The organism is Halomonas sp. MCCC 1A11062, from assembly GCF_021404355.1.
In the GTDB taxonomy this organism is placed as follows: domain Bacteria; phylum Pseudomonadota; class Gammaproteobacteria; order Pseudomonadales; family Halomonadaceae; genus Halomonas; species Halomonas aerodenitrificans.
Genome location: NZ_JABFTW010000001.1, coordinates 320,171 through 346,991 on the forward strand (window position 1 = coordinate 320,171; position 26,821 = coordinate 346,991).

The following is a 26,821-nucleotide window of genomic DNA, read 5'->3' on the forward strand; positions in this document are numbered from 1 at the left end:
CGGCGTCACTCAGTTCGTATCGATTCGAGAGGTAACATGGCTTCCGACCTGAAACGCCCCAGCGGACGGCGCCCCGACCAGCCCCGCGAGATTCGCCTGACCCGTGATTTCACTCGCCACGCCGAGGGTTCGGTGCTGGTGGAGTTCGGCGACACCAAGGTGCTGTGCAACGCCAGCGTCGAGGCCGGCGTGCCGCGCTGGCTGCGTGGCAAGGGGCAGGGCTGGGTCACCGCCGAGTACGGCATGCTGCCGCGCGCTACCCACACCCGTGGCGGCCGGGAGGCGGCTCGCGGCAAGCAGGGCGGGCGCACGTTGGAGATCCAGCGCCTGATCGGCCGTTCGCTGCGGGCGTCGGTCAATCTCAAGAAGCTGGGCGAATTCACCATCACCGTGGACTGCGACGTGATCCAGGCCGATGGCGGCACCCGAACCGCCTCGATCACCGGCGGCTGCGTGGCGCTGGTGGATGCCATTCGCTATTTGCAGCGCAAGAAGCTGATCAAGGGTGACCCCTTCGTGCAGCTGGTCAGCTCGGTCTCGGTGGGCTTGTTCAAGGGTCTGCCGGTGGTGGATCTCGACTACCCCGAGGACAGCGGCGCCGACACCGACATGAACGTGGTGATGGCCGAGTCGGGCGGGTTGATCGAGGTGCAGGGTACCGCCGAGGCGGGGGTGTTCTCCCGCGAGCAGCTCAACGCCATGCTGGAGCTGGCCGAAAACGCCGGCGCCCAGCTCTTCGAGCACCAGCGCGAGGCCCTGGGCATTCGCCGCTGAACCAAAACGCAGTGCGCCGGCATCAATGCCGGCGCACTGCAGCCCGAGTCGGGCCGCGACGAAGGGGCGAGCTTACAGCGTCAGGTCGTACTCGACGAACAGCGGGGCGTACTCGCTGAAGGTGGCGTCGTAGTCGATCCAGGCGTCGACCACGTGGCGACGCAGGTTGGGTCCGACGATCTGATAATCTATCCGCCAGCCTTCCTGACGTGAACGCGGCACATCCTGGTCGAGCTTGGGCCAGTAGGTGTACTCACCGGCGTCGCGGTTGATCTCGCGGAAGGTATCGATGAAGCCGGTGGGGCCGAACACCTGGTCCATCCAGGCCCGCTCTTCGGGCTTGAAGCCCGGCGTGGTCTGGTTGTCGGCCCAGTTCTCGAGGTCGATGGTCTTGTGGGCGATGTGCCAAGTGCCGCAGATGATGTACTCGCGACGCTTGCGTGCCATCTTGTTCAGGTATTCCTGATACTGGGCCATGAAGGCCTGCTTGGCGGCGTAGTCGCTGCCGTCGGGCATCAGGAAGCTGGCGATGCTGAAACGGTCGTAATCGGCCTGCAGGAAGCGCGCCTCGTGGTCGCACTGGGGAAAGCCGAGGCCGTACATGATCGCCTTGGGTATCTTGCGGCAATAGATCCCCACGCCGGAGAAGCCGTCCTCTTCGGCATCGAGGAAGTAGCCTTCATAGCCTTCCGGGTACAGAATGCTGTCGTCGAGTTCGAAACTCTTGGCCTTGAGGTTCTGCACGCAGATGACGTCGGCGTCCTGCTCGGCCAGCCAGTCGAGGAAGCCCCGTCCGACCGCCTCGCGGATTCCGTTGACATTGATGGTGGCAATTTTCATACATGGTCCCTTTGACGTCGCGCGTGTATGATACCCGACGTTTCGACGTTTGGGTAAATGGCCCGCATGGATATTCCATGGTAGGACACAGATTCCATCCCATGGGGGCGTGAACAGGGCTTATGAACCGGGTTCATGAACTGAACCTTATGAATAGCAGGGGGAGTGAGGTGTCGGCCAGCATGCAAGCCTATCAGCGGGAGTTCATCGAGTTCGCGATCGAGCAGGGCGTGCTGAAGTTCGGCGAGTTCACCCTCAAGTCGGGCCGCGTCAGCCCCTATTTCTTCAATGCCGGGCTGTTTCGCACCGGCAGCGCCCTGGCGCAGCTGGGCCGCTTCTACGCCAATGCCATCGAGACCAGCGGGCTCTCGTTCGACGTGCTGTTCGGCCCCGCCTACAAGGGCATTCCGCTGGCAGCCACCACGGCGGTGGCGCTGGCCGACCATCACGACCGCGATCTGCCCTTTGCCTTCAACCGCAAGGAGGCGAAGAGTCACGGCGAGGGTGGCAACATCGTCGGTGCCGAGCTTGCCGGGCGTATCCTGATCATCGATGACGTGATCACCGCAGGTACTGCCATTCGCGAAGTGATGGCGCTGATCGAGGCCGCCGGCGCCGAGGCGGCAGGGGTGGTGATCGCGCTGGACCGCCAGGAGCGCGGCGAGGGCAGCCAGAGTGCGATCCAGGAAGTCGAGTCGTGCTACGCCATGCCGGTGGTCAGCATCGTCACCCTGGACATGGTGCTGAGCTACCTCGAGCAGCAGTCGAACCAGGAATTACAGGGACATGCGGCCGCCATACGCGACTATCGTGCGCGCTACGGTGTCGCCGCCGAGTGAATTGTGAAGCGCGATTCAAGCGCATCTTATGAGGAGTCGTCGATGAAAACGCTTGGACACTTCGCCAAGGCCGTGCTGGCCACCGGCATTCTCTTCGCTGCCACCGGCGCCCATGCGGCGGGCAGTCTCGATCTCAACCTCGGCCCCGATGCCGTGCAGTTCGAGGCGGCCGGCGAGATCGCCCACGGCGTGATGCTGGGCGGCGGCGTCCTGCACAGCGATTATCGCGAAGATGCCACCATCTACCACGCCCAGCTGCTCGGCGCACAGCGCACCCGCGAGCGCGACGTGGGCATCGGCGCCCGCTGGACCCAGTACGACACCGACTACGGCAACGGCGGCGGTCTCGGCCTGGGCGGCTATGGCTACGTCTACCTGCCCCAGGCGCCGGCCGTCTCCGTGGGCGGCTACGGCTTCTATACCCCCAGTGTGGTGACCAGCGGCGACCTGGACGACGGCTATGAGTTCGGCGTGCGTGCGCGCTACGCCTTCACGCCCAATGTCGATGGCTACGTCGGCCTGCGTCAGGCGGCGGCCGACTTCGACAACCGTCACGGCAACCGCACCCTGGATCGTGGCGCCCAGGTCGGCGTTCGCCTGAGCTTCTGATCGCTCGTTCACCGAGCCAACGGGCCCCTGCGGGGGCCCGCATGCGTTCCAGCAGGCCACCCCATGCTTGACGTCGTGCTGTTCGAACCCGAGATCCCGCCCAACACCGGCAACCTGATCCGGTTGTGCGCCAACAGCGGCTTTCGCCTGCACCTGATCGAGCCGCTGGGCTTCGTGCTCGACGACAAGCGCCTGCGCCGCGCCGGGCTCGACTACCATGAGTGGGCCGCCGTACGGGTGCACCGCGACTGGTCGGCCTGCGTCGAAGCGCTGCAACCCGAGCGGGTGTTTGCCGTCTCGACCCGCGGTCGTACCGGCTACCACGAGCCCAGCTACCGCCCCGGCGACGTGCTGCTGTTCGGTCCCGAGACCCGCGGGCTGCCCCAGGTCATGCTCGACGCCCTGCCGCCGGAACAGCGCCTGCGTATCCCCATGCTGCCCGACAGCCGCAGCCTCAACCTCTCCAACGCCTGCGCCATCCTGGTGTTCGAGGCCTGGCGTCAGCTAGGCTTCGCCGGTGCGGCGGAATTCGACAGGCCAACCGAGGCACGCCCATGAGCATTCAGCAGCGCCTGGCCAAGCTCAACCCCCGTCAGCAGGAGGCGGTGCGCTATATCGACGGCCCCTGTCTGGTGCTGGCCGGTGCCGGTTCCGGCAAGACCAGCGTGATCACCACCAAGATCGCCTACCTGGTGCAGGAGTGCGGCATGAGCGCCCGGCGCATCGCCGCGGTGACCTTCACCAACAAGGCGGCCCGCGAGATGAAGGAGCGGGTGGGGCAGATGCTCAAGGGCAAGGAGGGCCATGGGCTGACCGTCTCGACCTTCCACACCCTGGGCCTCAACATCATCCGCGGCGAACTCAAGGCGCTGGGCTACAAACCGGGCTTCTCGCTGTTCGACCCCGAGGACGCCAAGGCACTGCTGCGCGACCTGATGAACAAGGACGCCCAGGTCGATGCCGAGCAGATCAACGCCGTGCAGCACCAGATCTCGGAGTGGAAGAACGACCTGGTGCTGCCGGGCCAGGCGCTGTCCCATGCCGTAGATGAGGACGCACAGTACGCCGCCCGGGTCTACGAGGCCTATGTGCGCCACCTCAAGGCCTACAACGCGGTGGACTTCGACGACCTGATCCTGCTGCCGGTGGTGCTGCTCAAGGATAATCCCGAGGTGCTGGCGCGCTGGCGGCGCAAGATCCACTACATGCTGGTGGACGAGTACCAGGACACCAACGTCTCGCAGTACCTGCTGGTCAAGCTGCTGATGGAAGAGCGCAAGACCTTCACCGTGGTGGGCGATGACGATCAGTCGATCTACGCCTGGCGCGGCGCGCGGCCCGAGAACCTGGTGACCCTGGGCGAGGACTTTCCGCGGCTCAACGTGATCAAGCTGGAGCAGAACTATCGCTCCACCGGCACCATCCTGCGCGCGGCCAACACGCTGATCGCCAACAACCCCCACGTCTACGAGAAGACGCTGTGGTCGGAGATGGGCCAGGGTGCGCCGATCCGCGTGGTGGTCAACCGTCACGAGGAGGCCGAGGCCGAGCGGGTGGCCAGCGAGATCCTCACCCGGCGCATCAAGGAGCGCGCCGAGTGGCGCGACTTCGCCGTGCTCTATCGCGGCAACTTCCAGGCCCGGCTGCTCGAACTGAAGCTTCAGCACTACCAGATTCCCTACAAGCTCTCCGGCGGTACCTCGTTCTTCTCGCGCAACGAGATCAAGGACGCCATGGCCTACCTGCGCCTGCTGATCAACCCGGCCGATGACAACGCCTTCCTGCGCATCGTCAACGTGCCGCGCCGCGAGATCGGCCCCGGCACCCTGGAGAAGCTGGCCAACTATGCCACCGAGCGCGGCGCCTCGCTGTTCGACGCCTGCCACGAGCTGGGCCTGGAGCAGCAGCTGCCGGCGCGGGCGGTGGAACGGCTCGGGCGTTTTACCCACTTCATCGACGGTGTGCGCCGGCGCATGGACGAGGGCGACGCCCTGGCCGCCATTCGCGGCATGCTGCACGAGATGGACTACGAGGCGTGGCTCTACCAGAACGCCAGCGCGCCGACCATCGCCGAAAAGCGCATGGCCAACGTCTGGACGCTGATCGACCAGTTGGAGAAGTCGATGAAGAGCGACCCCGAAGAGCGTGCGGAGCAGGCCGGGGCGGAAGACGACGCCGAGACCGACGACGTGGAAGCGGCCATCTCACGCCTGGTGCTGCGCGACATCCTCGAGCAGCAGGCCGAGGAGGACGACACCGACCGGGTGCAGCTGTTGACCATGCACGCCTCCAAGGGGCTCGAGTTTCCTCACGTCTACCTGATGGGGCTGGAGGAGGAGCTGTTGCCCCATCGTAATGCCATCGAGGCCGGCACGGTGGAGGAGGAGCGTCGCCTGGCCTACGTGGGCATCACCCGGGCGCGCCAGACCCTGACCCTGACCCTGGCGCGCCAGCGCAGGGCCTTCGGCGAGATGATGGACTGTGCGCCGAGCCGCTTTCTCGACGAGCTGCCGGCGGAGGACCTGGAGTGGGAGGGGCGGCCGGACCGCGAGGACCCGGACAAGAAACAGGCGCGGGGGCAGGATGCCATCGCCGGGTTGCGCTCATTGTTGGGCTGAGGGCTTTCCTCTGAGCTGAGGGCTTTCCACTGAGCTGAGGGCTCTTCACAAGCTGAAGGCTCTTGCTCTCACACACGCCAATGCAAACGGGGCGCCGATGGCGCCCCGTTCGTTTTCTGCGACTCTTTCAATCAGCGAGTCGGCTCTACCAGGAAGTCGGTAGCCGCACGCACTTCGTCGTCGGAGAGGTTGGCATGACCACCCTTGGGCGGCATGGCACCGATGCCGCTGATGGCATGCTCGTAGATGGTGTCCATGTCCTGCTCCAGGCGCTCGGCCCAGTGGTCATCATTGCCACGGATCGGTGCGCCGGCAGCGCCGGTCATGTGGCAGGCCATGCACGCCTGGTTGTAGATGGCTTCACCGTCGATACCGGCCCACGCCGGCTCGTCATCGCCAGCGGCCGCTTCTTCGGTCGCGGCTTCTTCCACGGCTTCTTCTTCCACCGCTTCGTCGGCTGCCACGGCGGCCGCTTCGGCTTCCTCTTCCACCGGACCCTCTTCGGTCACGGCTTCTTCGTCGGCGGCGGCATCTTCGGCAGGCGCTTCATCAGCGGCCTCTTCGCCGCCGATCTCGGGAACGTCCATCACCGGCTCGAGCAGATAGGCGGTGGAAGCCGCGACCTCCTCGTCGGAGAGGTTGGGGTTGCCGCCGCGGGCCGGCATGGCGCCGATGCCGACGATGGCGTGCTCCAGCAGGGTGTCCCAGCCCTGGTCGATACGCTCGCTCCACTCACCCTCTTCGCCGCGGCGGGGAGCGCCGGCAGCGCCGGTATCGTGGCAGGCCATGCACACGCGCTGGTAGATGGCCCCGCCATCGATACCGTTGGCCGCGGCATCGCCGTTGCCGTTGGCGGGTGCCGCGGCCGTACCGCAGTCGTCACCTACCAGGCAGAGCTGGCCGATGGGCTTGATGCGCTCGGCAATGGCATCGCGGTCCACTTCGGCGTGCACGGTCGCAGCGCCTGCAGTGAGGCCCACGGTGGCCAGACAGCCCAAGATCAGTTTGCTGGATTTCACTCTCACCACCTCTCGACGGTCCTGTAATCGTTATCTGCCCATGGCGATGTCTGTACGCAACGGCCGGGCGCCTGAATGCAATGCGCACTAGTATACCGACAACCCAAACCGCTGGAAAACGCCGTTGCCCACGCCTTTGGCATGAAGGGCTCGTGCCATTGGCTGGCAAGCCCAACGGGCCAAGGGTATCGTAATGGCCATCCTTCTGGCGATCACACTGGCGACGCGAGGCCCACGTGTACGATTTCATCATTCTGGGTGGCGGCATTCTCGGCCTTTCCACCGCGATGCAGCTGATCGAACGCTACCCCGAAAAGAAGATGCTGCTGCTGGAAAAGGAGAGCGGCCCCGCGCAGCACCAGACCGGCCACAACAGCGGTGTGATCCATGCCGGCGTCTACTACGCGCCAGGAAGCCTGAAGGCGCGCTTCTGCCTCGAGGGCAACCGCGCCACGAAGGAGTTCTGCGACCGTCACGCCATCCCCTACGAGGTCTGCGGCAAGCTGCTGGTGGCCACCAACGAGCAGGAGATGCAGCGCATGGAGGCGCTGTGGGAGCGCACCGCCGCCAACGGGCTGGAGCGCGAGTGGCTCTCTGCCGGTGAACTGAAGGAGCGCGAACCTCACATCACCGGCCAGGGCGCCATCTTCGTGCCCTCCAGCGGCATCGTCAGCTATGCCCGGGTAGCCGAGGCCATGGCCGACGAGTTCCAGCGTCACGGCGGCCAGGTCCGCTACGACCATCGGGTGACCGGTATCGCCGAACGCACCGGTGAGGTGCTTGTCAGCACCACTCAGGGTGAGTTCAGCAGCCGCTATCTGGTGACCTGCTCCGGACTGATGGCCGATCGGGTGGTGCGCCTGCTGGGCCGCAATCCGGGCTTCACCATCTGCCCCTTCCGCGGCGAATACTATCGGCTGTCCGATCGCCACAGCGATATCGTCAAGCACCTGATCTATCCCATTCCCGATCCCAGCATGCCGTTTCTCGGCGTGCACCTGACCCGCATGATCGACGGCTCGGTGACCGTGGGGCCCAATGCGGTGCTGGCGCTCAAGCGCGAAGGCTACCGCAAGAGCGACGTCTCGCTCGCCGACATGGCACGCATGTTCAGCAATCCCGGCATTCTCAAGGTGCTGGGGCGCAACCTGCGGCCGGGTATACATGAGCTGAAGAATTCACTGTGGCGTCGTGGTTATCTCGAAGAGGTACGCAAGTACTGCCCCAGCCTGACGCTGGACGACCTCGAACCCTGGCCCGCCGGAGTGCGGGCTCAGGCCGTCTCCCGCGACGGCCGCCTGATCGACGACTTCCTGTTCGTCAACACCAAGCGTACTGTCAACGTCTGCAATGCCCCATCGCCGGCCGCCACCTCGGCGCTGCCCATCGGTCGGCACATTCTCGACAAGGTCAGCGCGATGGTGCAGTCGAGCTGATCGCACCCGTGCGCTGGCCATCGTAAGGTGTTGGCTACGCAGGCGAACGAGGCATGAACATGGCCAAGCGCCTTTCCGAACGCTGTCGGCAGGTCCTGTCACGGCATGGTCATGTCGTGCTCGTGGCAGGCCTCATGGCCGTGTGGGCGCTGCTGGGGCCAAGGGTGGCCGCCACTCTGCTGCTGCCGGTGTGGGTGATCGCGGCGCAGCTGATCTTTTTCGGCAGCTTCGAGGCGGCACGCCTGCGTCGCCGGGCCTGGGTGGGGCAGTACCTCGTAGCCGCCTCGCCCTGGCATCGCTGGCTGCGCGGCGGCCTGCTGATGGCCCTGTGGCACCAGGGCCTCGCCATCCTGCTGGCCCTGCTGCTGCTGGTGAAACTGCGGCTCCTTCCGCCGGTCTATTGGCCAGTGCTGTTGATGTCGCTGGTGGTGTTGGTGATCATTCAGCAGCTCCTGAAGCGGCACCTGCAGCGTCATGTCATTGGCGAGTATCTCGCCGCGCTGGTGCGACGGCTGCTGGTGTGGCCCGCCGGCGCACTGCTGGCATTGCTGCTGGTGCTCACGGCGCTGTGGCTGCCGCAGCCTTATCTGGTGGGGCTGGGCTGGGAAGAGGCGGTGATACGCCACACCTCGACGGCGGCCGGCGACGGTCTGCTGGGCGCCTTCGAGCGCTTTGGCCAGGCGCTCGAACTGACCCAGTTCTGGGCCATGCAGAATGCCCTCGAGCGACGCGGCCTGGGCCAGGGATTGATCTTGTTCGGCTGGTTCCTGCTGCTGCTAACCCAGAGTGCTTTTGCCTGGGCCGTGGTGAGGCTGACGGTCGGCGCCGATGCCCTGCGCGATACGCTCGGGCACTTGCGCAACGCTGAAGGGAAGGATGCACCATGACATCGATGGCCGAGCCCCTGCGACGCGTACCGGCTGCCTACTGGGGGCTGACACTGCTGCTCGTGCTGACGTTGATGCTCGCGCTGGGCTACGGCTACCGACAGCTGCAGGAGCGCAGCGAGGCGCCGCTGTTTCGGGTCGTCGTCAACGGTGAGGCGCTGATTCTGGACGGTGAGACCCACGCCGCCCTGGGTCAGGAGCTGAGCGTGCTCAGCGGCCAGCTCGATCTTCATCTGCGTGACGAGATGCAGCCGTGGCTGGATGCGCGTCTCGATACCGCCTTCGCACCGCTGGAGGCGGCCATACCCGAGTATCTCGACTGGCACTTCTCGCTGCGGGGCAGCTACCTGCGTCTGGCGGTGGCGCTGGGCGGCGATCTCGACGAGTGGCTCGAGGCACAGCTGAACGAACGGCTCCTCGAGCGCAGCAACATTGCCGCGGCGCTGGAAGAGCTGGAAGCCGACTTCGGTGCACGCCTGGTCGAGGTGCAGCAGCGAGTCGTGGGGGAGATCGGCAGCACGCTGCAGGCACGCTACTCCCCTCGCCAGGCCGCGGCGCGAAACGAGGATGAGCTCCCCACCATCGATCTCGATCTGGCCCTCGAAGGCACGCTCCAGGGCCGCTGGGACGAGGCGCGCTGGGGAACGGCGGGGGCCGGTGGGGTCGTCGGCTTCGCCGCCGGGCGCGTGCTGACGCAGCGGCTGGTGGCCGGCACGGCCATGCAGGGCTCGCGTGCCCTGATGGCCCGTATCGCGCCGCGCCTGGGCATGCATGCGGCGCGTTCGGTGGGCACCGGCGCGGCGACCACGGCCGCCACCGCGCCCAGCGGCCCGATGGCGCTGTTGGCCGGCACCGCCGCCACGGCAGTGGCACTAGCCGGCTTTGCCGGCACCGAATACGCCCTGCTCAAGGCCGAGGAGAGCCGCTACCGCGACGACATGCACGCCGAGCTGGAGCTCGAACTCACGCGCGCCAGGGCCGAGGTGCGCCAGGCCCTCGAGGCCGCCGCGAGCGACTGGACGCAATCTCTGGAGCGCAACTTGCAGCGGGGTATCCACGACGCCGAAGAGGCTGCGCAGATACCGTCGCAATACCGGATTCTGGGAAGCCGCTGAGCACTGCCTGGGCTGGACAGTCCGGGCGGCGGCGGTTACGATGTTGGCCGCTTCTCAGCAAGCAATACGTCCGTCGCCCAGTGCGAAACCGGACCACTCAAAGCGCCCGTAGCTCAGTTGGATAGAGTGTTGGCCTCCGAAGCCAAAGGTCGCAGGTTCAAATCCTGCCGGGCGCGCCACGAATTCGAAGCCTCACGGTCATGCCGTGGGGCTTTTTCGTTGGGTGCTCAGCTCAACTGCCAGCGGTTCTTGATGGCGTCGACCCGGTGTCTGACCGGCTATCAGCCGGAAAAGGTTGGCTGGGTACGGCCTATTGGGCAGGGTAGAGCGAGGGCACGGGGCTACCCAATGGCAGCGGCCATCCGGTTAACATCCTGCTCGCCGACACGTCTGTGACGATCTCATCTAGGCCAACCTTTCGTAGATTGGATCGCGTCAATGTGTCAACAAAAGCCTTTTGCCGCCACCTTGCCCTACGAATAACGATCCGAGAGTTTGGCGGTTATGCCGAGGACGGCAGACAAGCTATGCAGCTTATTCCCTATTTTTTGCCAGGAAGAGCGCCCGATGTTTGGCAATGTATCCGGGGTGTGGGCGGTCTGCCTCACGCTTGGGAAGTGCGATACGTTTACTTGGATCCCCGAAAAACTTACGAAAAGCCAGTGGAATTTTTCCGTCTGCTATAAGTAATTCATAATTGTCAGATAGCGATATTAGATGTCTATCGAAGAGCCAATGAACAGTTGCCGTAAGTGCTATACCATTTTGTATCATATCGGGACCACCGTCTGCGACCGCCCAAATATGCGCTCCTTGCACTTCCAGATTACCAGCATGATCCGCTAAGTAAAGACCGGTAATCGCGCAGCGACCTTCATATGCATTGCAAACCAGATCACGGAAATTCGCTTCTCTAACGACCCGGCTGGTCAGAACTAATTTCACCTTCCGGTCCCGTTCTTCAGGCAGTCCGGAAGTCAACGCTTTGGTGATATTTTCCAACGGCCCTTCGAGCAAGCCGGAGGACTGTGTGTTCGAGAGTGCTCGGTGCAAGCCGGACGCCACGAGTGCAGCAAAATCTTCATCGGAAAGGCGCCTTACCGAGCGCCCCCGCAAATAAACACCGACTTGGGTTTGAGGAATGTTACGAAGCTCCTCTTCAGCGTATCGCCCCTCAACCCGCCAGGGTACAGGGTCGTCGAACTGCAAATAGTCAGCGTATCGAGCATAAAACATCGAGGGGTTGATGGGGTCTTGTTCGATTCTGGCGACTTTCGCTACCGCGAAATAGGAAAGATTGCCACCGTCGGCTCGAGGCCTTCGTAACACGACCCAATCATTCTCGCACCGTTGCACGATATTAAGATAGCGCCTAGGGAATTGATAGTGTTCGGTCTGAAGGTCATCGTAAATTGAAGTTGGCTTGGTGTCGAATACAGCTTTCATAACAGTTTTCGCATATAGTTATGGTGTGTGGTCCTTTGATTTCATTATCATCACATGGAGACGCGGAAGAGACAACCAAGAATTTGTTATGTAGTACATTTTGTCTTGGCACGACCTCCTCTTACATTTGGAGTTAGAGATCGGCACTAGAAGAGAGTATTCGACGAAACGATTAAAATTACCGAGGGACAGATCGTAGCGGACCTGCGCGAGCTGGAATCCGGATAGAGGACAACTTAAGCTCATCCTAGCACGGCGTAGCCGCTCGTTTTGCCCTCATCTATGCTGCTAGAGGCCTATACTGCCCGGCTACCAGGCCGCAACGGACCATAGTCCCAAGATGGGCAAGCTGAGCGCCGGGTTCCATCTTTAGCCGGATAAGGCGCGGTGGCATAACAAATGAGATGCTATACTGCTGTCGCTTATCTTTACGAGACGGGCACAGACGACGATAAACTTCGATGGATACTCGTACACCAGAACAGCGGCGAAAGATAATGCAAGCCGTGAAATCAAAAAATACAGGGCCGGAACTTATTGTTCGCAGGGCTTTATTCGCGCTTGGTTACCGGTTCAGATTGCACCGTCGCAATCTTCCGGGTTCGCCTGATATCGTTTTTCCCGGTAGAAAAAAGGTCATATTCGTGCATGGGTGCTTCTGGCATGGGCACGATTGCAAACGCGGCGCTGCTCCAAAGTCCCGTGAGGATTTTTGGAATGAAAAGCTGCAAAAAAACCGTCAGCGTGACAAGAGAAATCGCGAGGAGTTGGCGCGGCTTGGTTGGCGGACATATACAGTATGGGAGTGTGAAATCAAAGACCTCGAAGGGCTTCTGGAGCGATTGCGAAAATTTCTGACCGATGGCTAATTGTAACTTAGAGAGCTATGACGATGCGGCACCCTCGTCCTTGGCTTCGGGAAAAGGAGATGCAAGTATTCGTTGATCCAATAGGGATAAATTCAGCCCTTTTTTTCAAACGAAGCTGCGCGATATCCTAAGCCAATACGTGTAACACTTGCCCCTACTTTCTGAATGTAGTTCAACGCATATTCATATCTCAGTTTCGCCATCACATGCGCCGTGTCGGAAGGGAGTTCTACCTTTTCGCCGTTAAGTTTAGGGCGGAATAGATTAAATTTTCTATCCGTTAAGCGACCATCGTTTTTAGCAACAAAAGTGCGCCAAGTTGCCTTTTCCGAGCCAAAATCCGGGCTGTCTTTCGTTTCCGGCGAAGGAAGTCCTAGGCACTTGATCTTTCCAGGTTCTATTTCTGCAAAGCAATACAGTCCGCTGTTGATGTGCCTCTCAGTAAGCGAGTCCTCGCTCACTTCATTGAGCTTCAGCGCCGTGAACGGCCTCAGCTCGCTACTTGTACCCACAAAGGCTATAGTGTTTTGACCGGGCTCCATATCGCACGCAGGCGTAGCGCATACCCACCACTCGGAATTCATTTGAAAGATGTGCCCGCAGTCGAGATGATCGTCGCCGCGAACCAATGGCAATGTTGATATATAGCTGTTGAAGTGTGTGGCAGCGAATCGCTCGGCGGTTTTGTCGGACAAGTCGATACCGTAGTGAGTGGCGAACGTATCACCCGTGCTCGCGTCTGTGCTGAAAATTTGTTCGCCGAATTCAACGATTGCAGGCGCTATTTGATAAGTTAGGGTTTCGGTCTGACGATTGAGGTGCTCCCGAACCAGCGCAGCTCGCTTTTCTTCGGTTCCGCCGTTGCGGATCAGGTCGTAGAAATATGCAAATACATGTGACTTCGAGAGCGTGCGATCTTCCGCTACGACGCCGTTGCAGCTAATTTCGTGCCGCACTTTTGCCGACAGAAGGCGGGACGGTGAAGGCTGCCAGGCCTCTAGGGCAAGCTGTAGTTCGCTGAGAAGGTCTTGATGATCCTTCTTCACAAACGCTACGAATCCACGCCCGGTTCGAAGCCACAGACGCTCGTCCTGTAGGGTCCAGTTCAACCCCTCAAAGGGTTCATCCGAAAAAATATCTTTTCGCTCTTTCTCGAATTCTTCTATAGCCCAGTAGGCAAAGCCTTTCTTCTGAGCGCCTTTAAGGCCGATTTTTTCCGCCCATTCATGAAGTCTGGATAGCAGACCATCCCCATTCATATACTCTCGGATAGCCTTGCTACAGTCGATGGATGGGTGCCGTAATCTCATGTAGTCATCGAGATCGAAATAGTCGGTGCGTTCTTTTTTATTAAATTTTTCTTCATCTTCTAATTCTGCCAAGTGCTCCCGCACAGCACTTATGAGTTTTTTTTCGTTCTCAAAGGAACGGTGCAAAGGGGTGCTCAGGCTGACAAGGCAGTTATAGAAAACCTCCTTTAGCTCTTTTTCTTGCGTGTGAATAATTACTAGGTTGAAATGTTGATTTTGCAGAACCGATTTTAGAATTTTTCGTGCTAGACGCCCTTCCAGTCCACTTGCCGCCCCTTCGAGATTGTAATCCAGAATAAGGAGATCCGACTGATGAAGATGATTAGCAGTTTGCTCGACACTTGCATTTTCCGCATCGGTTCCCTTTTTCTGGGTAGCTTCGTCGGGCATGTAAACATCCGAGGCATCGTGAATATCTATGACTAGTGCCGGCTTTTGCTTTCTGAACTGATTAATTACGTGTAGTGTACCGGAGGGCTCGTCGCGCCAATTTTTCTTTGCGGATCGCTCATTTAATTGAGGGTCTCGGCTTTCTTCTGGAAACCTCTCATTTAGTATCTCTTCCCATGTCGGGTACTGATCGTCGACGATCAGGACTGAGCGGATTGGGTCGATAAAAGCCTCTTTGATAAGATTTTGTAATTCTGTCATCTTCAGAAACTCGCACCCTTAAGCTCGATAATAAAATTGGCGCCTGGAAGAATTTGATACCTTTTTTCGCTTGCATAGCGAATGGAGTGACCGCCAACGGTGAGATTCATACGGCACAGATAAAGGCCTATACCACGGCCGCCGCTCATCTTACGGGTGAAGAACATTTTGAATAGCTGTTCTCTATCCATTGGGTCGATGCCAGGTCCGTTATCCGAGACAACGATCATCTCTTCAACGACATCGAGGCGGATTTTAGGATGATCGGTATGCCGGTGTACGAGCCAGTAAATACTGTTATTGACGAGATTGACGAAAACCGGAAGAAGACGAGAAGGCAGTTCTTCCACAGAAAATGACCGGAATGCATCCGATGCGTCAATATCGATGCCCCTTGTCTTTATGACAGAGGCGAAAAAGCCCTGAATATACTCAATAATTTCCGTGCCGGAAATTGTACGTCTTACTCTCGTGCCGGAGATTTTCAGTGGTGAGAGAAATTCCAGTTGTTGGCTTAGCCCTTCGAAGCCGAGCTCTATTTGCTTCGTTCCTGGGGGAGAGCCCGAAGACTTGACTTGGCTCAGGCCGGTGCGAATCAATTGCTCATTGGTTTGGAGTTCATGGCCGAGAATTTCAACGGTTATGCCGAGCTGGGCTACCTGGTTAAGTCTGTTCAGTTCATCCCTTAAATAGGTGTTCTCTGCTGTTCCTTGTCGGGCAATGAGTTCTATGTCGATATTGGCTCTTACAAGCTCTAGGGTGTCAATGTATGATTGGAAAATATCTTCGTTTTCTTCATCGACCACATGTCGCAGTACGGTTAGCTTTTCTAAAGCTTCGTTCAGATCGCAGATGCCGTTTTCCACCTGTGTAAGAATGGGTGCGGCTTGTTCGTGAAAAGCCTTGTTTCGGCTCGAAAAAAGATCGTCGATGCGCCGCTTTTCCGAGCTCTGAAGTTCGTCAACTTCCTTCCGCCAGCGCCTCGTGCGCGCATGGATCTGCCCCGCTAGCTGACTACTGTGCTGTGCCACAATTTCTTTGGGCTTGGCTGGCTTGATCCGCTCAACGGCCTCTTTTCTGGCTTCGGTCATTTCCGCCAGTAGGCGCTGCGCCTCGGAAAAAGACAGTCGAAACTCCCTGTAATCTTCTTCGCTGGTTCCCAGGTTCGATGGAGCTCCGACGATACGAAGACCTGAAATCCTTTCATCGAACTGAGCGAATGCCTGCTGGGCACGAGCAATGTCGGCTTCACTCTGTAGTTCCAGATCCGATTCGTAGGCCGCCATTTCATCGACGAGATTGACGATTCGAGGCAGGTTTTCGCTAAGCCGTTTGCGAAACTGTCTGCGGTTTCGCTTTGCGAGCTCTTTTCTTGCCTGCTCCGCCTTCGCTTTATCATTTCGTTGCCTAATCTCCGGCAACTCCGTCTTACGAGTTTCCGAGTCTTGCCCAAAGTAGTCGCGTGCAGCGGTTTTCAGGACGTTCACGACAAGGGTGCGCAGCGCTTTAGTCGCTCGGTTGTCGATGAATCCTTCACGACCGGCTTTATCACGCAGATTCGGATTGCATTCACGGGATAGCGCAACGCGGCCGAACATACGCCGAGCATTCCAAAATTCACGGCCCGCACTTACACTCCGACGCTGCTCGATCTCGAAGAAATCACTGTCGACGCGTCCATAAGGCAGAACTCGAAGACCATTGCGATAGATCATGAAACCAGAATAACGCTCCGCTAGCTCGTTTAGCCTCGCGTGTTGGTCGTCGCTATGGGTAGAGTTGATGCGGTCCCTTTCATAAGTGGACAAGTGCAAAGAAAAAGGGCCGACAAATGTTTTAGGTCCGCGCGGTGGTGTGTAATCGGCCGGCGGCCGTATAACGTAGTCATCTCCGATCTCACGCCATTCGCCGAACGCTTTGATTTGCCCTCTAAACACGCCGTCGGCATCGAAATTGCCGCTAAGAACGTGCTCCATATCGTCAGTTATTTGGTGATTGAGGCGGATTCCTTCTTTTCCTATAATGTGGTTGGGAACACCTTTCGACCAAGTAACGACCTCATAGTTAAATTCGGGATCGAACGCGTTCGTCTCGTTTGCTTGGGCATCTACAAAAGGGTCCGTGAATGCGGACAGTGTGGCGAAAAATTTTTGGCGTATACTTTTGGTCGAACCATCCGGATCGATGCTGGGTAGTTGCGCGCGCAGATCGTAATTAATATCCGAAACAAGCATTGCCGTACCGCAGTCCGCATTGCCGTTCCAGACGGACCATTGAGCAAGATGGGGTTCTTCGAACCTTGCCTTGACAATTGTATTAGTAATATCTTCTGACGGCTTGCTTTCGGCGCCATCCGACTCTTGTATGAGGGTGTCATAGGCTGACCATGCCAGACTTATACGCTGTGCTCGCTCGCCCTTTTTTTTATCACTCAAGACATTGTCGGTCAGTTTATCAAAAAGTTCCGGTAGCAGCTTGAAAAGCTGACTCTTATCTTGGAACTGCGTGACTGGCACTTCAACGTCTGAGAGGATGAGGTACGGGTTTTCAAAAATGCGCCAGTCAATGAGAGCGGCAATGAAATCGTGGTTCTTTCGCTTGGATACGATGAGGAGGAGCGGACCTAGATTAGCGGATGAAAGGCGGCCGATCCCTTTCTGGCCTTGCTTCGAGCGTTCCGGCAAGCCGTTTCGGTCGAATTTGTTCGCTGCTTGCGTGTCGTATTTTGAATCAGTCCCGATAACCAGCCAACGATTTACAAATTCTGAACGACTCATGCCATGGCCGTCATCGAAAATGGCCACGACCGGTTCTTCACCATCGAAAATGTGAAGGCCCACTGATCGAGCGTATGCATCGTAGGAATTCTTCCAAAGCTCGGATATCGCAGTAGGACAATCGGCAATTTGTTCCCGACCGAGGTGGTCGACGGTCCGGGCTTGTGTTCTGAAAGACAGGGATTCGATCATGCAGCTTTCTCTTTCCCCGTTGAAATTGCTATAGAGGGACGTTCTTTTTCAATTGACTGTTTTTGCTCTTTGAGTATGGGCACAAGGTGGTCTATCAGTCTCCTGGCAAGTTCGACGGGGACGGCATTCCCGATCTGTTGTCCCGCAGCCATGAGTCCGCCCTGGAAAACGAAACTATCTGGAAAAGTCTGGATGCGGGCAGCTTGCCGGACTGTAATGCCATGATGCTCGGTGGGATGAACGAAGCGCCCCTTGGAAGGATTGATGCACGCTGTGGTCATTGTTGGTGCTGGCTTCATCGGATCAATCCTTCCATACACATCCCTATGGCCGTCATGATCCTTATGACACGGTAAAAGCCGTCCAGACTCAGTGCGTGACCCCCCGTTCAGGGGGGTGCGTTTAAAAGCTTCTACAAGAGCAGGGCCATGCTGCATATGAATATCGTTCTGGTCTCGACTGGGCGGCGGTTTTTTGAACGCATCAGCGGCTGGAACCCATGCCGGTAGATTTTCGTCCGATCCGGGGGCGGCATGGGTTGGGGCTGGCGGCCATACCGGTGCCGACGAGAACTTTTTCAGATCGTACCCAAGAATGAATACCCTACGCCTATTCTGAGGAACGCCATAATCCCTTGCATTCAAAATTTGCGGCTCAAGAACTCCGTACCCAGCAGATTTTGCAAGGTTATAAAAAGCTTCGAGGTACTTTCGGTGTCGCGGCCACAAAAGACCCGGCACATTCTCCACTAAAAAAATGGTGGGCCTTAGAACCTGAACGTACTTAAAGTATCGCAACAGTAGATCATTGCGCGGGTCGTTTACGCCAGCGTTCTTGATTCTGTGTGTTGAAAAACCCTGACAGGGCGGTCCGCCCAGTAGGATGTCACAGCCGAACTGATCGAATCCGGCTACCTTACGAACTTCCCGTGGATCGAGCGCTGTGATGTCATCTTCGAACAGATGAGTTTTAGTTAGTTTGGAAGCTATAAAATTAGAACGATAGGTTGCGCTGGCGTGTTTATCCCATTCGACCGCAGCGGCGACTTTCACTCCAGCTAGATGCGCACCTAAAGAGAATCCACCGGCACCGGCGAACAAATCGCATGCTAGCACGTCAGCCTTTCGCCACTTGCTGGGTTCCGGCTTAGTGCTATCGTTTGTCTTCTTCGCCAACTCCCACTCCTTATGGGCCCTTTCGCCGGTCTTTAAGCTCCTTTTTGTCACTTGAGTTCCGGCTGCGCCCAACGCGCGTAATACGATCACCCTCATCGGTTTGCCGCTTTCCCCTGAAGAATCTTTCCGTCATGGGGGGAATCGCGATCCAAAGCGCTTCTTCTCGTTAGGGTTTTTTGAGACTACCCCTGATCGCCTTGCATGGTTAGGTCATGCTACCATGATTTACTTTCAAAGCAAGCTCGATCTTCATTAAGTTTCAATGGCTTGGGGATTTCTCAACGTCGGAAAGGGCATATTTGCCAAGCCTCCCTTATCTTATCTGCCTTCCCCTGCGACGGGGTACCTTCGTGCTGCTTCTGGTGTTCGTTGGCGCAGCAGATACCAAATCCAGCCGTACCGGCTTAGAGCTATGGTCCTCGGGAAGCTAGTGAATGCTCGATCTTGAAATCGAATTCAGCACATGACGGAGCTCATGCGAGCCGTAGGCAGTGTGGCTGAAATACGGTTCGCTTCTCCGTGCAACCAATGCAAGCCTTTGCCGTAACGGTAAGTTTGCGACCTTCCAGGCTGATGACTATTGCCTGAGCGCTATCCATTATCCATAGGCTCGAATACCGAGCCATGTAGCGGGCGGGCCTTTCCTTCACCTTGTGCCGCTGCTTTCCGCAACGTGCCGGGCTGCCATCAGGACGCGCGCCTGTTCACCGGCCCGCTCGGGCGTTTGATCGGAGGCAGGGGACACTGCCCAGGCCGGAGCCGTCAACGCCTGCGCTACGCCAGGCCGCCATAGTGTAGGTATCGATATCGCCCTTCCCGTCACAGCTTGCACAGCGTCTGTTCGCGCTGGAGGATTTGGGTGCCCGCCCGGCTGGGAGCGATGATGGTCATTCTTGAGAGGAACAGCGGAGAAATAAGAACCCCCGCGTATGCTCGTGAGAGCCAAGAGGCGGGGGTCATATTAGCACCGATGATAGGGCCCCCTACCAAAAGGGCAAGATTCTCTGCATGACGCTTCATACGTCCTTTGGGGGGCAGATAAACTCTGCAGCCTTCCAGGCTGCCACCAGGGCGCACGCCTGTTCGCCGACCCGCTCGGGCGTCTGGCCGGGCCGGTAGAGGGCGCTGCCCAGGCCGGCACCGTCGATGCCTGCGCTACGCCAGGCTGCCATGGTGTCGGCATCGATACCGCCCACGGCGTATAGCAGGGTGCCGGTGGGCAGCACGGCGCGCATCGCCTGCATCCCGGCGATGCCCATTTGAACGGCGGGAAAGAGCTTGAGACCGGTGGCGCCGGCATCCAGGGCGTCGAACGCCTCGCTGGGGGTGAGCACGCCGGGCCAGCTCTGCATGCCGAGCCGGCGGGCCGCGGCGATCACCGCTGGACGGCAGTTGGGCGAGACGGCAAGCCGGCCCCCGGCGGCGTGTACCTCGCCGACCTCTTTTTCCATGAGCACGGTGCCGGCGCCCACCAGGGCACGTTCGCCCAGCGCCTCGCTCAAACGGCGGATGCTTTCCAGCGCCTCGGGGGAATTGAGCGGCACTTCGAGGGTGGTGATGCCGGCGGCGAGTATCGCCTCGCCCACCGCCACCGCCTCATCGGGAGTGATGCCGCGCAATATGGCGATCAATGGCAGGCTCATGGCGTTTCTCCTGTTGGGTTCGCCTCGCCCATGCCGGCCGCGGCCAGCTCGAGTCCAGCTAAGACCGCAGTCTCGCCGTCGAGGTGCCGGCTGCTGCGGCCCAGGGTGCTCAGTGCCAGGGTGTAGCGGGCGCAGAGGGCTGCGTTGCCGATCAGGATGACGGCGGCATCGCTCGGCAGATCGTCTGTGAGTGCAGACAGCTCGAGCCCGATGGTGAGGCCCGAGAGACGCGCCCCCAGGCGGGCGCGTCGTGCCTGGTCGTGGGGCAGCGTGTCGTCGAGCAGGTCGGCGGCGCGCAGGCCGAACAGCCGCTGACTGAAGCGACCGGGCTCGCTGGCGGCTTCGCGTACCGCATCGGCGAAGGCCTCGCGGCAATCGGATTCACCGAGACTGGTATCGGCCACGGAGTGCCTGAGCACCGACTGGCTGGCCAGCAGGCCGTAGAGTTCGCCGGTCAGGAAGGTAGCGAAGCGCACGACCGTGCCCGCTTCCAGCCACACCCACTTGGCGTGGGTGCCGGGCAGACAGGCTAGCCCCGAGAACCCCGGCTCCCTGGCCACCAGGCCGGCAAGCTGGGTCTCTTCGCCGCGCATCACGTCGAAGCTTCGCTGTGCGCCGTCGGCGTACTGACAGAGGCCGGGCAGCAGGCGCACGTCCAAGCGTGGGTCGCACACCGGCGGTGCCACGGCGCCGCGGGCCAACTGGTCCAGGCGCGCCGGCAGCGGCAGATAGGCCGCCTCGCGCCAGCCCTGACGGGCACCCGCCATGCCGCAGATCCACACCGGTACGCGGTCGGATGCCGGCAGCCAGTCGCCGACGGTCTCGAGCAGTGCCGGTTCGTAGGCTGGCGGGGTCAGCGCCAGCATGCCCTGGTCGCTGCCGCCCCGGGCCAGCACGGCACCCTGGGCATCCATGGCCCAGGCGCGCAGATGGCTCGAGCCCCAGTCCACGGCGATCCAGGCGAGACGCTCAGGAATTTCCTCGTGCATGCTCGGCCTCCTCACCACTCGGCGATGGAGCCGTCCTCGTGGCGCCATACCGGGTTGCGCCAGCGATGTCCCAGCTTGGCCCGCTCCTCGACGAAGGCCTCGTCGATCTCCACACCGAGCCCCGGCCCCTGAGGAACGGCACAGAAGCCCTCTTCGATGGCCAGCACCGACTTGTCGATCAGATAGTCGAGCACGTCGTTGTCGCGGTTGTAGTGAATGCCCATGCTCTGCTCCTGGATGAAGGCGTTGTGGCTCACCGCGTCCAACTGCAGCGAGGCGGCCAGGGTCAGCGGGCCGAGCGGGCAGTGCGGCGCCAGCGCCACGTCGTGAGCCGAGGCCAGCGTGGCGATCTTCAGCCCTTCGCTGATGCCGCCACAGTGGGAGAGGTCGGGCTGCACGATGTCGATCATGCCCTCGGCCAGCAGGTCGCGGAACTCGAAGCGGGTGTGCAGCCGTTCGCCGGTGGCCAGAGGATAGCCCAGGCCACCGGCGATATGTTTCAGGCTAGGCAGGTGCTCGGGCGCCAGCGGCTCCTCGACGAACATCGGGTGGTAGGGCTCCAGCTCGCGCAGCAGTGCCTTGGCCATGGGCCGATGCACCCGGCCGTGGAAATCGATGGCGATGCCCACCTCGGGTCCCACCGCCTCGCGCGCCTCGGCTACCCGCGCCACCGCCTCGTCGATCTTGCGGTGCGAATCGACGATCTGCATCTCGGCGGTGCCGTTCATCTTGAACGCGGTGAAGCCCCGCGCCACCAGCTCCCGGGCGCCGGCACCCACCTCGCTCGGGCGGTCGCCGCCGGTCCAGGCATACATGCGCATACGCTCACGTACCGCGCCGCCCAGCAGCTGGTGCACCGGCACGCCCAGGTCGCGACCCTTGAGGTCCCACAGCGCTTGGTCGATGCCGGCGATGGCGCTCATCAGGATCGGGCCGCCGCGGTAGAAGCCGGCACGGTAGAGCGTATTCCACAGGTGCTCGATGCGATGCGGATCCTGGCCGATCAGGTAGTCGGCCAGCTCGTGCACGGCAGCTTCCACCGTGGCGGCACGACCCTCGATGACCGGTTCGCCCCAACCGTAGCAGCCCTCGTCGGTCTCGATCTTGAGAAACAGCCAGCGCGGCGGCACCTGCCAGGTCTTGAGTCGGGTGATTCTCACCAGGGTTCTCCTCGATTGCGCAGAGCCCCATGCCGAAGGTGGCCGGGAGCGAGGCTTGCCTGTCGGCATGCGGATTCACTATTAGAGCATGTATGCTTGTATGACAAGTTGGCCGGATCATCACCATGGCGAGGCGGCTGCGACAAACACGAGGGGGTGTGGATGAACATGGGACGCAACGACTTCAAGCGGCGGCTGCTCGCAGGCGAGCCCTTGACCGGCATCTGGCTGGGGCTGGCCAGCCCCTATGTGGCGGAGCTGGCGGCCACTGCGGGCTTCGACTGGCTACTGCTGGACGGCGAGCACGCCCCCAACGACCTGGCCAGCCTGCTCGGCCAGCTGCAGGCCATCGCGCCCTATGCCAGTCAGCCGGTGGTGCGCCCGCCCCATGGCGACACCGCACTGCTCAAGCAGTACCTGGATATCGGCGCGCAGAATCTGTTGGTCCCCATGGTGGAAACCGCCGAGCAAGCCGCCGAGCTGGTGGCGGCCACCCGCTATCCCCCGCACGGCGTTCGCGGTATGGGCAGTATGCTGGCGCGTGCCTCGCGCTGGGGCCAGATCGAAGATTATGTCGCCCGCGCCGATGACGAGATCTGCCTGATCCTGCAGCTGGAGAGCCCTCGTGCGCTGGCCAATCTCGAGGCTATCGCCGCCGTGGAGGGGGTCGATGCGCTGTTCGTCGGGCCGGCAGATCTCTCCGCGGCGATGGGCCATCGCGGCAACCCGGGGCACCCGGAAGTACGTGCCGCCATCGACGACGCCATCGTCAGGATCCGCGCCGCCGGCAGCGTGGCCGGCATTCTCACGCTGGACGAGCAGCAGGCCCACGACTACCTGGCGGCGGGGTGCGGCTTCGTCGGGGTGGGTATCGATGCCCTGCTGCTGGCCCAGGCGCTGCGCGGCCTGGCAGGGCGTTTCCGCCCAGCCTGACCGCACGTGCAAAAGTTGCCGAGGTTCAGCGGGCGGCAAGATCGCGCATCAGCGCTCGCAGGCCGTAGCGCCAGGGCGGCAGGGCATCGCTTCTGCCCACGTGATTGACCAGGGCGCCCAGCGCCGGCGTGGCGATGGTGACCCGGTCGCCCAGGTGATGGGTAAAGCCCTGGCCGGCGCCGTCGCGGTCCTGGATCGGCGAGAACATGGTGCCGAGGTAGAGCATGAAGCCATCGGGGTACTGGTGGTGGGCGCCGTGGGTCTGGCTGACCAGGTCGAGCGGGTCGCGGCTGATCTCGCCCATGTCGCTCTCGCCCTCGAGCAGGAAGTCGTCGTCGGTGCCCTCGATGCGCAGGGTGACCCGGGCGCGGCGCACGTCATCGATGCCGAAATTCTCGTCGAACAACCGAATGAAGGGACCGATGGCGCTGGAGGCATTGTTGTCCTTGGCCTTGCCCAGTAGCAGGGCGCTGCGCCCCTCGATATCGCGCAGGTTGACGTCGTTGCCGAGGGCAGCACCTCTGACCGTGCCGCGGCTGTCCACCGCCAGCACGATCTCCGGTTCCGGGTTGTTCCACTGCGACGCCGGGTGCAGGCCCACACCGGCGCCGAAGCCCACCGAGGAGAGCGGCTGCGCCTTGGTGAACACCTCGGCGTCGGGACCGATGCCGACCTCCATGTACTGCGACCAGCCCCCGCGGGCCTGCAGCTCGCGCTTTAGCGTCATGGCCTCCTCCGAGCCCGGCACGATGCGTGACAGGTCGCTGCCGATCAGCGCCTGCAGCTCCGCGCGCAGGGCGCTGGCCCGGGCCGGGTCGCCCCCCGCCTGCTCCTCGATCACCCGCTCGAGCAGACTCACCGCAAAGGTCACGCCGCAGGCCTTCACCGCCTGCAGGTCGCAGGGGGCCAGCAGGTAAGGGGTCCGTTGCGGCTCGGCCAGGGCGTTCTCCAGCAGCTGCTCCACGGAGCCCAGCGAGGGGCCCTCGGCATTCGCCAACGCCTCGAGCAGGTCGTCGCGCTCGAGCAGGTCGGCCATGGTTGGTCCCAGTTGGGTGACGTCGATGGCTTCTCCGTTGCGCACCGTGATCAGGACGGGGCCGGGATTCGGTGTGTCGCACCAGACCCGGCCGACCAGGCAGGCACGGTCCAGGTCCCGAGGCAGGCAGTCGCGTAACGAGAGAGGGGTCATGGGGGTCTCCGGTGAGGGCGGAGTGGCGCCTGGCCAGGTTCCGCCTATCATGTTATTGATGTAGGTATGTATGACAGGTATGCCAGCTCTCCTAACTCTATCGCAAGGGCGCAGATGGGTCGAGGAGCAAGATTGGGCGAGACGAACCGCGAGGGGCAAACGATGTTCGAGGTCAACGGAGGTGCAATCGCCATCACCATGGGCGACCCGGCGGGCATCGGCCCGGAGATCATCTGTCGTGCCCTGGCAGAAATGTCGCCGGAGGAGCGTGACGGCACCCTGCTGGTGGGTGATCCGGTCATCTATCGCCGGGCTGCCGCCCTGCTCGGCGCCGCGCTCGACTTCGCTGCACTGGAGGAGGCCCGTGCCGGCGATGGCAAGATAGCGGTGGCCGAGGTGGCTGCCGAAGCAGAGATCGCCGATGGCCGCATTAGTGCTGCTGGCGGTGACCTGGCCTTTCGCTGTGTAAAACGGGCGGTGGAGCTGGTGCAGGCGGGCCGCGCCCGGGTGATCGTCACCGCGCCGCTGAACAAGGCGGCGCTGCATGCCTCAGGGCATCACTACGATGGCCATACCGGCATGCTGGCGGCGCTCACCGGTGCGCCCTCCTCCTTCATGCTGCTCGCCTCCGAGACGCTCTCCACGCTGCACGTTTCCACTCATGTGTCGCTACGCGATGCCATCGAGCGGGTCACCGAGGCGCGCATCGCCGCCACCGTGGCGGTGGGGCACGAGCACCTGGTGAGCATGGGCATTCCGCAGCCGCGTATCGCCGTGGCCGGACTCAACCCTCACTGCGGTGAAGGTGGCATTTTCGGCGACGAGGATGAGCGGATCATTGCGCCGGCGGTGCGTGAGCTGCGCGAACGCGGCTTCGAGGTGCAGGGGCCGATCTCGGCGGACACCGTCTTCTATCGCGCCTCGCGCGGCGAGTTCGACCTGGTGGTGGCGCAGTATCACGACCAGGGCCATATCCCGGTGAAGCTGATCGCCTTCGACACCACGGTCAACGTCAGCCTAGGGCTGCCGATTCAGCGCACCTCGGTGGACCACGGCACCGCCTTCGATATCGCCTGGCAGGGCCGCGCGGACGCCACCAATCTGGGCGCGGCCATCGCCTATGCGCGCCGCTTGGCCGCGGGCGGCGGGTAATGAACGGCTGCCGGGTCGCCATCGTCGCCGACGACTTGACCGGCGCACTGGATGCAGCGGCTCCCTTTGCCGCCCGTGGGGCGCAGGCGCGGGTGGTGATCGCCCCCGAGCGGCTCGAGGCGGCGCTGAGCGCTTGGGGCGAAGCCCCGCCAGAAGTGATTGCCGTTAACACGGAGTCGCGCCATTTACCGGCGGCTGAGGCTGCCGAGCGGGTGGCCACGGTGACCCGGCGTCTCGCCCCATACACCCCCACGGTGTGGTTCAAGAAGGTCGACTCCACCCTGCGCGGCCAGGTGGTGGCCGAGAGCCTGGCCATGCGTGACGTCGTCCCGCGGCGTTTGCTGGTGGCACCGGCGGTGCCGGCCCAGGGGCGAACGGTGTGCGAGGGGCGGGTGTGGGTCGAGGGGGAACCGCTGGGCGACTCCCTGGAGCGTGCTTTTGGCGCCGCGGGGGTGCCCTTGGCCAAGCATGCCAAGCCCTGCGACGCGCCGCTTCCCGAGGGCGACTGCGTGGCCGATACGGCAAGCGACCGCGAGCTGGCCTGTCTCTACGATGCGGTACTGAGCGCGCCCGGCCACTGGCTGCTGGTGGGAGCCGCGGGTTTGGCGACGGCCGTCGCCCAGCGCTGCTTTGGCCTGCTGCGAGCCGCCCCCTGTCCGCTGGTAGGCGTCGAGCGCGTGCTCTACGCGGTGGGCTCCCGCGCGCAACGAACCCAGGAGCAGGAGCGGCGGCTGCGAGAGCATGTCCCGGCTCTGGCCCGGTTGACGGCGCTGAAGGGGGGCGATGAAGAGGCCACGGCAGTGCTGCTGACCCCCGGCGCTGATGACGATACCGAGCTGGCGCCGTCGCAGATTGCCGCCGCCATGGGCGAGGCGGCATTGCGGACGGTATCGCACTGGCCAGAGGCGGCTACGGGGTTGCTCTTTCTCAGCGGCGGCGATATCGCCGTGGCGACCCTCTCCCGGCTGGGGGGCGCGGTCATCGCGGTGGAGGCGGAGTGGGCCCCCGGGATTGCCCTGGGGCATCTGGAAGGTGCGCCGCAGCGCTTGGTGATGACCAAGGCGGGGGGCTTCGGCGACGCGGATCTGCTGGTGCGGCTACATGATCGCCTTGGCCTGGAGAGTGCGTCGTCCTTGTCGACTTCTTGACCGGGTTGCGCACCGCTCGGAGGAGGGCTAGTGTTAGCTTGATGGTATGA

At 61.6% G+C, this 26,821-nt stretch carries 22 protein-coding genes and 1 tRNA gene; 13 read left to right on the forward strand and 10 right to left on the reverse strand.

Going from position 1 to position 26,821, the window contains the following annotated elements:
- The first annotated feature begins 36 nt into the window (after window positions 1-36).
- On the forward strand, window positions 37-774 hold the full coding sequence (rph, locus tag HOP58_RS01490; RefSeq protein WP_234259324.1) for a ribonuclease PH: 738 nt from the start codon (window positions 37-39) through the stop codon (window positions 772-774).
- A 72-nt stretch (window positions 775-846) separates the two neighbouring features.
- Here rph and HOP58_RS01495 read toward each other — a convergent pair whose 3' ends face one another.
- Window positions 847-1,614, reverse strand: coding sequence for an exodeoxyribonuclease III (locus HOP58_RS01495; RefSeq protein WP_010625890.1), 768 nt, complete (start codon window positions 1,612-1,614; stop codon window positions 847-849).
- A gap of 182 nt (window positions 1,615-1,796) precedes the next feature.
- On the opposite strand from HOP58_RS01495, the gene pyrE reads away from it, so the two are divergent.
- The 4 genes from pyrE (at window position 1,797) to rep (ending at window position 5,680) form a co-directional block, all read left to right on the forward strand.
- Window positions 1,797-2,453: an orotate phosphoribosyltransferase gene (gene pyrE / locus HOP58_RS01500; RefSeq protein WP_234259325.1), complete on the forward strand. Its 657-nt coding sequence runs from the start codon at window positions 1,797-1,799 to the stop codon at window positions 2,451-2,453.
- Between the two features lie 42 nt (window positions 2,454-2,495).
- The gene (locus HOP58_RS01505) at window positions 2,496-3,062 is read left to right on the forward strand and encodes a YfaZ family outer membrane protein (protein ID WP_234259326.1); all 567 of its coding nucleotides are present in this window, start codon (window positions 2,496-2,498) and stop codon (window positions 3,060-3,062) included.
- Between the two features lie 63 nt (window positions 3,063-3,125).
- On the forward strand, window positions 3,126-3,620 hold the full coding sequence (gene trmL / locus HOP58_RS01510; RefSeq protein WP_234259327.1) for a tRNA (uridine(34)/cytosine(34)/5-carboxymethylaminomethyluridine(34)-2'-O)-methyltransferase TrmL: 495 nt from the start codon (window positions 3,126-3,128) through the stop codon (window positions 3,618-3,620).
- Window positions 3,617-5,680: a DNA helicase Rep gene (rep, locus tag HOP58_RS01515; protein WP_234259328.1), complete on the forward strand. Its 2,064-nt coding sequence runs from the start codon at window positions 3,617-3,619 to the stop codon at window positions 5,678-5,680. The genes trmL and rep overlap by 4 nt, the downstream gene beginning before the upstream one ends.
- A 131-nt stretch (window positions 5,681-5,811) precedes the next feature.
- Here the strand turns inward: rep and HOP58_RS01520 are convergent, their stop codons facing one another.
- Window positions 5,812-6,699, reverse strand: coding sequence for a c-type cytochrome (locus tag HOP58_RS01520; RefSeq protein WP_234259329.1), 888 nt, complete (start codon window positions 6,697-6,699; stop codon window positions 5,812-5,814).
- Between the two features lie 236 nt (window positions 6,700-6,935).
- On the opposite strand from HOP58_RS01520, the gene lhgO reads away from it, so the two are divergent.
- From lhgO to HOP58_RS01540, 4 genes are all read left to right on the forward strand, one after another.
- Window positions 6,936-8,135, forward strand: coding sequence for an L-2-hydroxyglutarate oxidase (gene lhgO / locus HOP58_RS01525; protein WP_234259330.1), 1,200 nt, complete (start codon window positions 6,936-6,938; stop codon window positions 8,133-8,135).
- 53 nt (window positions 8,136-8,188) lie between these two features.
- The gene (locus HOP58_RS01530) at window positions 8,189-9,022 is read left to right on the forward strand and encodes a hypothetical protein (protein WP_234259331.1); all 834 of its coding nucleotides are present in this window, start codon (window positions 8,189-8,191) and stop codon (window positions 9,020-9,022) included.
- Entirely contained in the window at window positions 9,019-10,137 is a 1,119-nt protein-coding gene (locus tag HOP58_RS01535; RefSeq protein ID WP_234259332.1) for a hypothetical protein, read from the forward strand. Before HOP58_RS01530 ends, HOP58_RS01535 begins: the two co-directional genes overlap by 4 nt.
- A 102-nt stretch (window positions 10,138-10,239) precedes the next feature.
- A tRNA-Arg gene (locus HOP58_RS01540) sits at window positions 10,240-10,316 on the forward strand.
- A 355-nt stretch (window positions 10,317-10,671) separates the two neighbouring features.
- Here the strand turns inward: HOP58_RS01540 and HOP58_RS01545 are convergent.
- Entirely contained in the window at window positions 10,672-11,583 is a 912-nt protein-coding gene (locus tag HOP58_RS01545) for an HNH endonuclease (RefSeq protein WP_234259333.1), read from the reverse strand.
- A gap of 461 nt (window positions 11,584-12,044) precedes the next feature.
- Between HOP58_RS01545 and HOP58_RS01550 the strand changes: the two genes are divergently transcribed.
- Complete coding sequence (locus HOP58_RS01550; protein ID WP_234259334.1) at window positions 12,045-12,452, forward strand: very short patch repair endonuclease; 408 nt, start codon at window positions 12,045-12,047, stop codon at window positions 12,450-12,452.
- Window positions 12,453-12,544: 92 nt separating this feature from the next.
- Here HOP58_RS01550 and HOP58_RS01555 read toward each other — a convergent pair whose 3' ends face one another.
- The 6 genes from HOP58_RS01555 to dgoD form a co-directional block, all read right to left on the reverse strand.
- Window positions 12,545-14,413: a response regulator receiver domain gene (locus HOP58_RS01555; protein WP_234259335.1), complete on the reverse strand. Its 1,869-nt coding sequence runs from the start codon at window positions 14,411-14,413 to the stop codon at window positions 12,545-12,547.
- Between the two features lie 2 nt (window positions 14,414-14,415).
- Window positions 14,416-17,382, reverse strand: coding sequence for an ATP-binding protein (locus tag HOP58_RS01560; protein WP_234259336.1), 2,967 nt, complete (start codon window positions 17,380-17,382; stop codon window positions 14,416-14,418).
- On the reverse strand, window positions 17,379-18,557 hold the full coding sequence (locus tag HOP58_RS01565) for a DNA cytosine methyltransferase (protein WP_234259337.1): 1,179 nt from the start codon (window positions 18,555-18,557) through the stop codon (window positions 17,379-17,381). Before HOP58_RS01565 ends, HOP58_RS01560 begins: the two co-directional genes overlap by 4 nt.
- A 1,016-nt stretch (window positions 18,558-19,573) precedes the next feature.
- Window positions 19,574-20,200, reverse strand: coding sequence for a 2-dehydro-3-deoxy-6-phosphogalactonate aldolase (locus HOP58_RS01570; protein ID WP_234259338.1), 627 nt, complete (start codon window positions 20,198-20,200; stop codon window positions 19,574-19,576).
- Entirely contained in the window at window positions 20,197-21,189 is a 993-nt protein-coding gene (locus tag HOP58_RS01575; protein ID WP_234259339.1) for a 2-dehydro-3-deoxygalactonokinase, read from the reverse strand. The genes HOP58_RS01570 and HOP58_RS01575 overlap by 4 nt, the downstream gene beginning before the upstream one ends.
- Before the next feature lie 11 nt (window positions 21,190-21,200).
- On the reverse strand, window positions 21,201-22,349 hold the full coding sequence (gene dgoD / locus HOP58_RS01580) for a galactonate dehydratase (protein ID WP_234259340.1): 1,149 nt from the start codon (window positions 22,347-22,349) through the stop codon (window positions 21,201-21,203).
- Between the two features lie 162 nt (window positions 22,350-22,511).
- Here dgoD and hpaI point away from each other — a divergent pair, with 162 nt between their 5' ends.
- Window positions 22,512-23,282, forward strand: coding sequence for a 4-hydroxy-2-oxoheptanedioate aldolase (gene hpaI / locus HOP58_RS01585; RefSeq protein ID WP_234259341.1), 771 nt, complete (start codon window positions 22,512-22,514; stop codon window positions 23,280-23,282).
- A gap of 25 nt (window positions 23,283-23,307) precedes the next feature.
- On the opposite strand, the gene HOP58_RS01590 is transcribed toward hpaI, so the two are convergent.
- Complete coding sequence (locus HOP58_RS01590) at window positions 23,308-24,471, reverse strand: fumarylacetoacetate hydrolase family protein (RefSeq protein ID WP_234259342.1); 1,164 nt, start codon at window positions 24,469-24,471, stop codon at window positions 23,308-23,310.
- Window positions 24,472-24,633: 162 nt separating this feature from the next.
- On the opposite strand from HOP58_RS01590, the gene pdxA reads away from it, so the two are divergent.
- Window positions 24,634-25,623 (forward strand): 4-hydroxythreonine-4-phosphate dehydrogenase PdxA, encoded by a 990-nt coding sequence (gene pdxA / locus HOP58_RS01595; protein ID WP_234259343.1) that lies wholly within the window; start codon window positions 24,634-24,636, stop codon window positions 25,621-25,623.
- Window positions 25,623-26,771 carry a four-carbon acid sugar kinase family protein gene (locus HOP58_RS01600; protein WP_234259344.1) on the forward strand — a complete coding sequence of 383 codons (1,149 nt, stop codon included), beginning with the start codon at window positions 25,623-25,625 and terminating at the stop codon, window positions 26,769-26,771. Before pdxA ends, HOP58_RS01600 begins: the two co-directional genes overlap by 1 nt.
- The last annotated feature ends 50 nt before the right edge of the window (window positions 26,772-26,821 follow it).

Excerpts from the sequence above, each read along its gene's own strand:
- HOP58_RS01495 (WP_010625890.1), bottom strand. The coding sequence starts at position 1,614 with ATGAAAATTGCCACCATCAATGTCAACGGAATCCGCGAGGCGGTCGGA.
- pyrE (WP_234259325.1), top strand. The coding sequence starts at position 1,797 with ATGCAAGCCTATCAGCGGGAGTTCATCGAGTTCGCGATCGAGCAGGGC.
- HOP58_RS01575 (WP_234259339.1), bottom strand. The coding sequence starts at position 21,189 with ATGCACGAGGAAATTCCTGAGCGTCTCGCCTGGATCGCCGTGGACTGG.
- HOP58_RS01545 (WP_234259333.1), bottom strand. The coding sequence starts at position 11,583 with ATGAAAGCTGTATTCGACACCAAGCCAACTTCAATTTACGATGACCTT.
- HOP58_RS01530 (WP_234259331.1), top strand. The coding sequence starts at position 8,189 with ATGAACATGGCCAAGCGCCTTTCCGAACGCTGTCGGCAGGTCCTGTCA.
- HOP58_RS01555 (WP_234259335.1), bottom strand. The coding sequence starts at position 14,413 with ATGACAGAATTACAAAATCTTATCAAAGAGGCTTTTATCGACCCAATC.
- HOP58_RS01550 (WP_234259334.1), top strand. The coding sequence starts at position 12,045 with ATGGATACTCGTACACCAGAACAGCGGCGAAAGATAATGCAAGCCGTG.
- trmL (WP_234259327.1), top strand. The coding sequence starts at position 3,126 with ATGCTTGACGTCGTGCTGTTCGAACCCGAGATCCCGCCCAACACCGGC.
- hpaI (WP_234259341.1), top strand. The coding sequence starts at position 22,512 with ATGAACATGGGACGCAACGACTTCAAGCGGCGGCTGCTCGCAGGCGAG.
- HOP58_RS01505 (WP_234259326.1), top strand. The coding sequence starts at position 2,496 with ATGAAAACGCTTGGACACTTCGCCAAGGCCGTGCTGGCCACCGGCATT.
- rep (WP_234259328.1), top strand. The coding sequence starts at position 3,617 with ATGAGCATTCAGCAGCGCCTGGCCAAGCTCAACCCCCGTCAGCAGGAG.
- HOP58_RS01600 (WP_234259344.1), top strand. The coding sequence starts at position 25,623 with ATGAACGGCTGCCGGGTCGCCATCGTCGCCGACGACTTGACCGGCGCA.
- HOP58_RS01590 (WP_234259342.1), bottom strand. The coding sequence starts at position 24,471 with ATGACCCCTCTCTCGTTACGCGACTGCCTGCCTCGGGACCTGGACCGT.
- pdxA (WP_234259343.1), top strand. The coding sequence starts at position 24,634 with ATGTTCGAGGTCAACGGAGGTGCAATCGCCATCACCATGGGCGACCCG.
- HOP58_RS01570 (WP_234259338.1), bottom strand. The coding sequence starts at position 20,200 with ATGAGCCTGCCATTGATCGCCATATTGCGCGGCATCACTCCCGATGAG.
- HOP58_RS01535 (WP_234259332.1), top strand. The coding sequence starts at position 9,019 with ATGACATCGATGGCCGAGCCCCTGCGACGCGTACCGGCTGCCTACTGG.
- HOP58_RS01560 (WP_234259336.1), bottom strand. The coding sequence starts at position 17,382 with ATGATCGAATCCCTGTCTTTCAGAACACAAGCCCGGACCGTCGACCAC.
- rph (WP_234259324.1), top strand. The coding sequence starts at position 37 with ATGGCTTCCGACCTGAAACGCCCCAGCGGACGGCGCCCCGACCAGCCC.